General features: G+C 43.0%; 11 protein-coding genes. All 11 read right to left on the bottom strand.

What is annotated here, in order from left to right; genetic code table 11:
• Window positions 1-51 precede the first annotated feature (51 nt).
• The gene (locus tag IH879_14280; GenBank protein ID MCH7676102.1) at window positions 52-1,023 is read right to left on the bottom strand and encodes an MBL fold metallo-hydrolase; all 972 of its coding nucleotides are present in this window, start codon (window positions 1,021-1,023) and stop codon (window positions 52-54) included.
• Window positions 995-1,678 carry a TlpA family protein disulfide reductase gene (locus tag IH879_14275; protein ID MCH7676101.1) on the bottom strand — a complete coding sequence of 228 codons (684 nt, stop codon included), beginning with the start codon at window positions 1,676-1,678 and terminating at the stop codon, window positions 995-997. The genes IH879_14280 and IH879_14275 overlap by 29 nt, the downstream gene beginning before the upstream one ends.
• A 68-nt stretch (window positions 1,679-1,746) precedes the next feature.
• Complete coding sequence (locus tag IH879_14270) at window positions 1,747-2,661, bottom strand: M48 family metalloprotease (protein MCH7676100.1); 915 nt, start codon at window positions 2,659-2,661, stop codon at window positions 1,747-1,749.
• Window positions 2,662-2,848: 187 nt separating this feature from the next.
• Window positions 2,849-3,730: a hypothetical protein gene (locus tag IH879_14265; GenBank protein ID MCH7676099.1), complete on the bottom strand. Its 882-nt coding sequence runs from the start codon at window positions 3,728-3,730 to the stop codon at window positions 2,849-2,851.
• 33 nt (window positions 3,731-3,763) lie between these two features.
• Window positions 3,764-4,723 (bottom strand): TlpA family protein disulfide reductase, encoded by a 960-nt coding sequence (locus tag IH879_14260; protein ID MCH7676098.1) that lies wholly within the window; start codon window positions 4,721-4,723, stop codon window positions 3,764-3,766.
• Between the two features lie 70 nt (window positions 4,724-4,793).
• A complete protein-coding gene (locus IH879_14255; protein ID MCH7676097.1) occupies window positions 4,794-5,762 on the bottom strand; it encodes a M48 family metalloprotease in 969 nt (322 codons plus the stop codon).
• Window positions 5,755-6,180: a BlaI/MecI/CopY family transcriptional regulator gene (locus IH879_14250; GenBank protein MCH7676096.1), complete on the bottom strand. Its 426-nt coding sequence runs from the start codon at window positions 6,178-6,180 to the stop codon at window positions 5,755-5,757. The genes IH879_14255 and IH879_14250 overlap by 8 nt, the downstream gene beginning before the upstream one ends.
• Before the next feature lie 130 nt (window positions 6,181-6,310).
• Window positions 6,311-6,487, bottom strand: coding sequence for an efflux RND transporter permease subunit (locus tag IH879_14245; protein ID MCH7676095.1), 177 nt, complete (start codon window positions 6,485-6,487; stop codon window positions 6,311-6,313).
• 12 nt (window positions 6,488-6,499) lie between these two features.
• Window positions 6,500-6,760, bottom strand: a complete 261-nt coding sequence (locus IH879_14240) for an efflux RND transporter permease subunit (GenBank protein MCH7676094.1) — start codon at window positions 6,758-6,760, stop codon at window positions 6,500-6,502.
• Window positions 6,761-7,032: 272 nt separating this feature from the next.
• Complete coding sequence (gene nhaA, locus IH879_14235) at window positions 7,033-8,199, bottom strand: Na+/H+ antiporter NhaA (protein ID MCH7676093.1); 1,167 nt, start codon at window positions 8,197-8,199, stop codon at window positions 7,033-7,035.
• A 124-nt stretch (window positions 8,200-8,323) separates the two neighbouring features.
• Window positions 8,324-8,879 (bottom strand): potassium transporter KefB (locus tag IH879_14230; GenBank protein MCH7676092.1); only part of this gene is annotated, 556 nt, incomplete at its 5' end.

Here is an 8,879-nt window from a genome sequence, read left to right as displayed (position 1 = left end):
TGGGTTTTGCAGAAGTCTAATATATTTGAAAAAAGACATAAATAGTATACTTCAAAATCGAATCTCACTACCGAGTCCACCAAAAAGATAATTCTCGCCATAAACGTCGCTAAAGATCTTGAATGCCAGTTGACCCGTGCAGTGGGCAGGTGCAACCCGCTTGACATGCAGTTGATTTTTCATTTCATTTGCAAGATTGGAAATGTAATCGGACTTATAGGGTAAAAGATGAAAACCCCCTGTGACCAGGTCGATCTCTTGTTTGAGGAAATCTCTTGCTTCTTTCACGATTTCCTTCACTTTACTATGAGAGCAGCCGACAATGAGTATTTGTCCGTTCTCTGTGTTTAGAGCAAGTGAAAGTTCGGGCATGCTCGACATTCGTGGCTCATCCTCGTTTGGCGGATATTTTGACCAGTCTCCAAGTAATGGAGAGCGAGTAAATATCAGCGTGATGCCGGGACTGATTTCTTTGCTTTTGTTGATAAATTCGGCATTGGCTCCCCAAAAGCGACCCGTGGTCTTTCCTTTATACTTTGTTGTTCTTCCCATGAAATATTTTTGTTCTGGCGGCAAGTCCTCAGTCAATTCCGGCGACCAGCCCTGCACATTGCCTTCATAGGGAGGTCCAAGAGTCCAATCATAAGGCAAGTAAAGCTTTACTGACGGGTTGACTTTGAGAAGATGGTCGAATCCGGAAGCATGATCGAAATGGCGGTGAGATAAAACAGCAAAATCAACTTTCTTTAAGTCCACACCGAGTGCGTTAGCGTTCTGGCCAAAAATGTCAGCGTTGTTACCTGCGTCAAAGAGGATGGTTTTACCCTTATAGCTGATAAGGGCTGAAAAGCCCCAATCGAAGGTCGTGCCTTTGACTTCCTTACCAAATGCATCATAAAGGATTTGTATTTTGTTGTCTTGAGCCTTTAGATAAATTGGCAAAAGAAATAACAAAATTGTGAGGTGCTTCACAATCATGAGTTGCTTATATTGTTCAACTTCTCGAATTAACCAATTCTGCAAACGCCCGGTCCAGAGTGGATTTGCTTTTATAGCCAACGAACTTTTTTGTTATCTTTCCCTCTCGATCAATCAGAAAGAAGGATGGCACCATTCTGCTGTCATAAAGTCTGGAAATATCAGTGCTCTGAGAGACCAGAAGCGGATAGTTTAAATTCATCTCTTTACTCCAACTGCGGACACCCTCAACCGACCCGCTATTGATATAAACGGGCAGGATCGCCAATCCTTTAGAAGCATACTTGTCTTGCAAATCTGGTAAGATGTTATGGGTGTCAAAGCAGTGCGAGCAGTGACCTGACATGAAAATCAACGCCACGAGTTGACCTCGGTAATCGGAAAGCGACACTCGGTCGCCTGTGGTGGTTGGTAATGTAAAATCGGGAGCTGTCCAATCCGAAAAGGTCTCGCCATCCTGGGTTTTTTCCGTTTTGTAGCGTTGGAGCTCTTCACCGGTGGCACCACTCAAGTCACGGTCTATTGAACAGGCGCTGAATTCAGAACAATAGTTCCTTCCAGAGTAGCCAAGATCTATTTTGCTGGTTGTACTATGATTGTGGGTTCTGCAATAGTTGCTACACGACTGTGCGTTTGCTTGACTCCACAACAGTAAAAAAATAACGCTGAAATAGAATAGAGTGGCCTTGAACTTAGTCATCGTGATACCTCCATCAATTAATGTTACTACAATGAGTAGTAAGCATAGTTAAAAAAATATGACTCCTCTTAATCGTCTACAAGAACGATTTGATGAGCACAATCATTTCCATGGATATGGCTTATTCTAACTTTTACGAAACCATAAGCAGTATGAAATCGCCACAGAAAGAGGAATATGCCAATCAGCAAGGTCATGACTGTGATTCGCACCGCTTTAACAATAAATTGCTTTAGCTTCGGAGTTTTGTAATTAATCAATCGTTGCACTCGGTTTTCGATACGTGGGCCTGTGGCTTGGAGAGTTTGCGCAAAAGCCAGACCGTATTTCCAACGGTGCCGTGGAAGCGGGTTTCCTAAACGGCAAACTTTTACAAGTGCAGAAGCTAATGTTAATGGATTCGCTTCAGCCTGGATTGAACGATCATCGCAGGAGAGTTCGCGAAAGAAAAAAATCCGTCGCCATGCAAAAACTCTAAATGCAATTATCAAAACCACTGTCCCCCAAATAGCAATTTGAGAATTTGAACCGTTGAAAACAAAGTAGAACGCAAAAAATTGCACAACCAGCAGCGGCATCACAACAAACAGAAATTCTAATAACCAACTAAACAAGATGTCGAAGTGTTTGATATGGCTTAATTCATGAGTTAAGGCCGCTTCTAATTCTTCTTCTGAAAGTTTTTCCGAAACAATAGGTGCCATAAAAATAGCGGGTCTTAAGGTTCCTATCGTAAACAAAAGCGGGATTTGGTTGGAAAACTTATAAAGAAGCGGCAGACGCTTTAATTTGACTTTTGCGTTGGCATGATTGAATATTTTCATTAAGTAGGGGTCGCTCTGCCCCGAATATTCTGAAAAGTTTCTTCTCAGCCGCTGGTATACAGTCAAATGAATTCCCACTTTTAGGATAAGCAAAGTAAAGAGAGCGAGGGCCAATAATCGCAGCCGTTCGACAGCATAGCAATCCACAAAATAGCCCAATAAGATGTTGCTATTTGCGATTAACTGAATATACTGTTCAGAAAGCCAGTCAAACATCATAAATCAGTTGGTAAGTAATAGAAATTTGGCGCTTAGAAATGTCCACTACATATTGTAGTAAACAATTTCTTGAATTAGGGTATTCAACTAAGATTATTCTCAATTACTTTACACATTACGTTCTGATCTAATCCAAAAATGTTTTCAGGATTCTTTCTCCTAAATCGGCTAGTCGCAAATGCCTTTCTTGAGAATCTGGTGGACTTACTTCTTCAAAAACCTTTTTTGCTACCAGCGGCTGAAGGATTATTGTTTTTAGCTGCTCCGACTGCAAGGATTTCAGAATGCTGTTCGAGGTATTTTCCAAAAAGGTTTTGATGAATTGGTCTTCTGATATTGATCCTTTCTGGTAAAGCGTCATCAACGTCAATACCGCTTCCTTGAATCCCTGTCTCAGTATTTGAATATCAAAATTACTTCTGCCATGCTTCAGTGCTTCGTCAAACGAGATGGCGGCCACAAGTTCTTGCTGTTCTTTCGGAATGGTCTCCGCACTTTCGAAAAACCCAATTTGGGGACACATATCAACAGAGGCGTCGAACGTTTCACCTTCCTTTTTCTGTGGAATGGCTTTCGGAGCCGTGACGACAATATCGGAATACGGTTCAGTTTCCAGATTCTCGGGATCGATTGTTATTTTGATAGGTGTCTGGGTCGCCGGGTCTGCTGATTCGATTACCGTTTTTGCCTTGAATGTGTAGGCTGCCCCCAAAGCATCGATCGCGCACATAGCATATCCGGAGCCAATTCCGTCCACAGATATGTGATAGTCCGTTTTCTTAGGCGAAAGGGGATAGGCGGCTTTGAGCTCGCCTTTTTCATTAAAGCTCAGACATGACAGGTATTTTGTCGCGACCTCTAAATAGTTGAGACGCTCAAATTCGCCCTCATATTCTTCACGAATCTGCTCAAAGCCTTTCCCCTGTAAAATGCCCGTTAGGACTTTTATATGAAGGTCTAAAAATTCTTCGACTTTTCTTTCACTAATTCTAAGCTCAGTTTTCTGCATAAGTCTCGGCCTCCATAAACATGGATCAATATTTTAAGAACGAATCAATTCAGCGAAGGCTTTGTCCAAAATTGCCTGATCTTTATAGCCAACATACTTTTTGGTTAATTGTCCATTCCGATCGATTAAGAAAGTTGACGGGACCATTCTGCTGTTGTAGGCGTTTGAGATTTCTTTGGATTGCGAAACGATCAAAGGAAAACCCAAATTCATCTCTGCACTCCAGGTCAGGACGTTTTCGACCGAGCCGCTGTTGACATAAACCGGCAGAATGGCCAGTTCGGAGCCATACTTTTTGTTCATTTCGGTCAGAATGGGCAGAGTATCAAAACTGTGCGAGCAGTGACCTGAGAGAAAAACCACAGCCACTGGTTTGCCGCGATAATCTGAAAGAGAAACGGTCCTGCTGTCAGTTGTCGGCAAAGTGAAATCAGGTGCTGCCCGGTCGGTAAATTCATTTCCATCCTGTGATTTCTCTAATTGGTAGCGGGTCAGTTCCTCGCCAGTTGCGCCGCTTAGATCTCTATCTACCGAGCAAGCGCTGAACTTCGAGCAGTAGCCTCCACCGCCGAGACTGCTGAATTTAAAGTTTCTGCGATTCAATTCTGCCAACACGCCAACTTGTAAGGTTTGTTGATCCAGGGCATCGACCGAGACACCGATCTCTTTTTCAAAATCCACATCGTCAAAGTTGGTTTTGCCTTCGCCAACCACGCGGTCGCAGACATAATCAATAAGCTTGCGCTCAGCTTCACTAAAGCCGGCGAGGGTGGCCACCGCATTTTCAGGCTTGCAGGCGGTGTTGTTTAAGCACGCGCCGGCGCTGTTTCTATCTGCACTTGCAAATGTCGGCGCTGCGTCTGCGGCCTGGCACAAACCAAATTTATGACTTGCGGCGTGCAGGGTGTTCGCGAAGTTGTTTCCGCCATAAGCGAAGATGGCGATCGACACGAGTAGCACGAGTCCGGCTGCGATAAGAATACTTTTTGTCATAACTGAACCTCCTTAAATTAAATGGTTAATTAATTACTACAAGTCGTCGTAGTTTGGGTTAAATTTTTTTTTAGTAATGGTCACATAGATCTGTGCAAATATGCAGGCTGTGAACGTCCTGGATGCCGAAGTTTAAATGCCCGTATTTGCGGTAGAATTGCCAGAGAAAAACCAGGGTGAACAGCATAAAACCGACCAGAAAAACTTTCGTGGCTCTACCGACCAAAAACTTAAACCACGGTCTTTTATAATTGAGCAATCGTTTTATGCGAAAATCGATATTGAGCCGTGTGGGTAACAGGGTTTGCGCAAACGCCAGCCCTTTTTGCCAGCGATATCGAGGCAGCTCCTTGCCGAGTCGCCAGACGTTGGTCAACGAAGCCGCCAGAATCAACGGGTCTTTAATTTTGTCGACCGACAGGTCGTCGCAGGAGAGCTCACGCAAATAGAGAATCCGCTTCCACAAAAATACTTTGAATGCTATTGGCACCGCCAGTGCCCCTAAAATGGCATAAACCGAATTCTGCACGCTGAAAATAAAGCTGATGGCAAAAATCTGAATGATCAGCAGGGGCATGGAAAGAAAGAAAATTTCCAGAAACCAAATGAGCAAATTATCGCGCCTTCGGATATGGGTAAGCTCGTGAACCAGGGCGGCTTCGAGTTCGGGTTCTGCTAATTTCTCAACCACCTGTGGGGCCAGAAAAATCGCCGGCTTGAGAGAACCGATGGTGAAAACCAGCGGTCGTTCGTTGCTGAATTGATAAAGCGGCGGCAGGTTTCGCAATTTTACTCTCTGTGCTGCTTTTTTAATTAGATGGAAAAGCGATCCTTGTGAGTCTTCGGAATATCTCGGAAATTTACGTTTCAGATGTTGAAAAATGATCAAATGGACAAACAGCTTTAGAACGAAAATTACCAGCAGGGTAAATGTAAACAGGCGCAACAGCTCAACCGTACCGCACCCCGATGGGTTGCCGAGCAGAATCTCGTAGTTGAGAATGAGTTTGATATATTGTTCAGATAACCATTCAAACATTTTTCTGCTTACGCTTTTTTTCTATGAGACGGGACAATTCTTCCATCTTCTCCGGGTCGGCGTCTTCCATGGAATCGAGAAATTGGCTGATAGCGGGCGCGGAGAAATCGGCCATCAGCTCGTTGATCACTTTCTTGAGGGTCGATCGGGTGAATTCCTCCTTGGTACTTGGCGCCCGATAGAGGAAGGCATTACCCTCTTTGATTTTCTGAAGTAGACCTTTATCGGCAAGACGAGACATCACCGTCATCACTGTGGTGTAGGCGATATTTCTTTTCTCTTGTAGCATTTCATAAACTTGGCGCACGGTCAACTCGCCCTTTTGCCAGATAATTTCCATAATGTCGGTTTCGAGGTCGCCGAGGATCTTGCGCAAACCCTTCTTGTTCGGATTAAATGTAAATGAGAAGTTTTTCATATTTATATTGATTTGAGTAGGTGTCAATTAACGAGATATTGTAGTACTACGTTGCGTAGTAACAAATGTTCCATAAAAAATATTCCCATGTCAAAGGAAAATGCTTAATATAATTTTCAGACTCAAATTGTTATGCATTGCTCTTTTCTATTTTTATATCGACTGCAAACCATTTATACAGCGCCGGAATAACCAGTAGGGTTAAAGCCGTTGATGTGACTAATCCGCCAACGACCACTGTAGCCAAAGGGCGTTGTACTTCGGTACCGATGCCAAAAACAAGAGGTTTTGGCCAGAGACACACCACCGACTCAGGACTTTATGATCTTATGGATTGCTTTCGTCCGCCGAATTTGTAGAACAGACTCGGCACTACTATCATATTCAATACGGTTGAAGTCAACAAACCGCCGAGTATCACAATCGCCATGGGCGACTGAATTTCTTTGCCGGGATCGCCGCCAAGCGCCAGCGGAATCAATGCCAGGCCGGTGGTAAGCGCGGTCAACAAAATGGGATTCAATCTTTCGAGCGAACCTTGCACGATTGCTTCGCTGAAATCTTTTCTTTCAGTGGTCAATCAGTGTTTGTTTGTCCATGTAAGTCTCCTTTGATATTGATATGTTTGATGTTCACAAGGTCGCCCAACGAATACGTTAGCTGTCCGCCGGACACTCAATAAAGCAGCTTGCTAACAAAAAAAATGAGCTACCTATCTCATTAATGTTCAATTTCTACTTTTACTGCTCTCTCTTACTTTCTCTTCCCGCTATGCGTCCACCACGGACTATTGCTCCCACAACAAGCAAGGCACTAATTAAAACGCTTTTGGCTGTCCGAGTGCAGTCCTTGTTACGTGTTTTGCCCTGTTTTCAGAATCAAATAACCAACGATTCCTGACATAAATGACCCTGCAAGTATTGCTAATTTATCTGTGTATTGAAAGATACTGTCATCTTCAAATGCTAGAGAAACAATAAATAAACTCATAGTAAACCCGATACCTGTTAATACTGATACCCCATAAAGCTGTTTCCAATTACTGTCTTCTGGTAATTTTGCCAGTTTAACTTTTATTGCAACCCAGCTAAATCCGAAGACACCAAGCTGCTTACCGATAAATAACCCAAGCATGATTCCTGATGGCACAGAACCAGACATTTGGCTAAAAGATATTTCAGTTATATTGACACCTGCATTAACAAAAGCAAATAACGGCAGAATAACAAATGCAACCCAAAAATGAAGATTATGTTCTATTTCTTTAAGTGGTGATATAGGTTGATTATTTTCATCTTTTGCGTTCAATGGAATTGTAAATGCTAATGCCACCCCAGCCAAAGTTGCATGTACTCCAGATTTAAGGACACTTACCCATAGTACTATACCTACAATAAAATAAGCGGCCTTTTTAGACATGCCAAAAATATTTAGAGCAATTAAGGTGGCTAAAGAAATAAGAGCGACGGCAATAGATAGCGTTGATAATTCAGTGGTGTAAAAAATAGCGATAATGACTATAGCACCCAAGTCATCAATAATGGCTAATGCCATTAAAAATATCTTAAGTGAAATGGGAACTCGCTTTCCTAACAAAGAAAGGATGCCTAATGCAAAAGCTATATCAGTTGCCGTTGGTGTTGCCCATCCATTAACTGCGATTGGGTTATTTAAGTTGAAGGCCAGATAGATTCCTGCTGGAACAAGCATTCCACCGAGAGCAGCAAATCCAGGTAGTGCGATTTGACTCATTGATGACAAGTGCCCCTCTAGTATTTCTCTTTTTACTTCCAACCCAATTAAGAAAAAGAAAATAGCCATCAAGCCATCATTTACCCAGTGGTAAAGTGACTTATCAAGATGCAAGGAACCAACTCGTATCTCTACGGGGATATGTAAGAATGATCGATATAATGGTGACATGAATGTATTGCTTAATATAAGCGCCAAAATCGTTGCTAAAATTAACAATATGCCACCAGCAGATTCTTTCTGTATGAATTCTTCGATGATTTTCATTTAATTCCTGATTCTTTGTGACACATAACTACTCAGTCGGCTGTACCGAAAAGTGTCCCTCTTACATTTGGGACATGTCGGTTTAAGGCGCAAAATTGAGTGACCATTGTCTTAAATATTGGATTCACGAAATTGACTCTCCTTTTTGTGGATTTCGAAATAAGCGCGTGGCCGCGGCAATTTCATCTGTTTGCCCAAGGACAATCAGGAGATCGCCGGCACAAATTTTGGCCTCTCCGCTCAGGTTGGACATCATTTGTGAATCCCGGCGGATTGCCAGTAACGTCACGCCGTATTTTTGTCTCAAGCCGATCTGAACTAAGGATTTGCCAACGACCGCGGATGTATCATCTACACGAAGTGTACAGATATCGACATCGGGAAGATGGCGCTTCAAATCGGAAAGCACCGCCGACCCTATTGAAAGACTTCGAAATATTTCGTATTCGCCGGCACGGACTTCGGCGATGAATTTTTCAATTTCGTCTCGCGGTATTAGGTATTTCACCAAAACCCGGGAAAAGATTTCAACAGATGTTTCAAATTCCTCGGGAATGACTTCGTTGGCTCCTAACTCATGTAGCGGCTGCATTTCCTGCAGATAACGCGTTCGCACGATTAGATGAACCGCCGGGTTGAGTTTGTGAGCGAGTTCAGTAATTCTACGAGTAGCCGAAGGA

The sequence above is a fragment of the candidate division KSB1 bacterium genome (assembly GCA_022562085.1).
Lineage (GTDB): Bacteria > Zhuqueibacterota > Zhuqueibacteria > Oceanimicrobiales > Oceanimicrobiaceae > Oceanimicrobium.
The sequence above is the reverse complement of the archived record's forward strand: the minus strand, read 5'-3'. Positions and strand labels throughout refer to the sequence as shown.

What these genes read in the sequence shown, in the direction of transcription:
- IH879_14250 (MCH7676096.1), bottom strand. Translation starts at nt 6,180, where the DNA reads ATGAAAAACTTCTCATTTACATTTAATCCGAACAAGAAGGGTTTGCGC.
- IH879_14275 (MCH7676101.1), bottom strand. Translation starts at nt 1,678, where the DNA reads ATGACTAAGTTCAAGGCCACTCTATTCTATTTCAGCGTTATTTTTTTA.
- IH879_14265 (MCH7676099.1), bottom strand. Translation starts at nt 3,730, where the DNA reads ATGCAGAAAACTGAGCTTAGAATTAGTGAAAGAAAAGTCGAAGAATTT.
- nhaA (MCH7676093.1), bottom strand. Translation starts at nt 8,199, where the DNA reads ATGAAAATCATCGAAGAATTCATACAGAAAGAATCTGCTGGTGGCATA.
- IH879_14260 (MCH7676098.1), bottom strand. Translation starts at nt 4,723, where the DNA reads ATGACAAAAAGTATTCTTATCGCAGCCGGACTCGTGCTACTCGTGTCG.
- IH879_14255 (MCH7676097.1), bottom strand. Translation starts at nt 5,762, where the DNA reads ATGTTTGAATGGTTATCTGAACAATATATCAAACTCATTCTCAACTAC.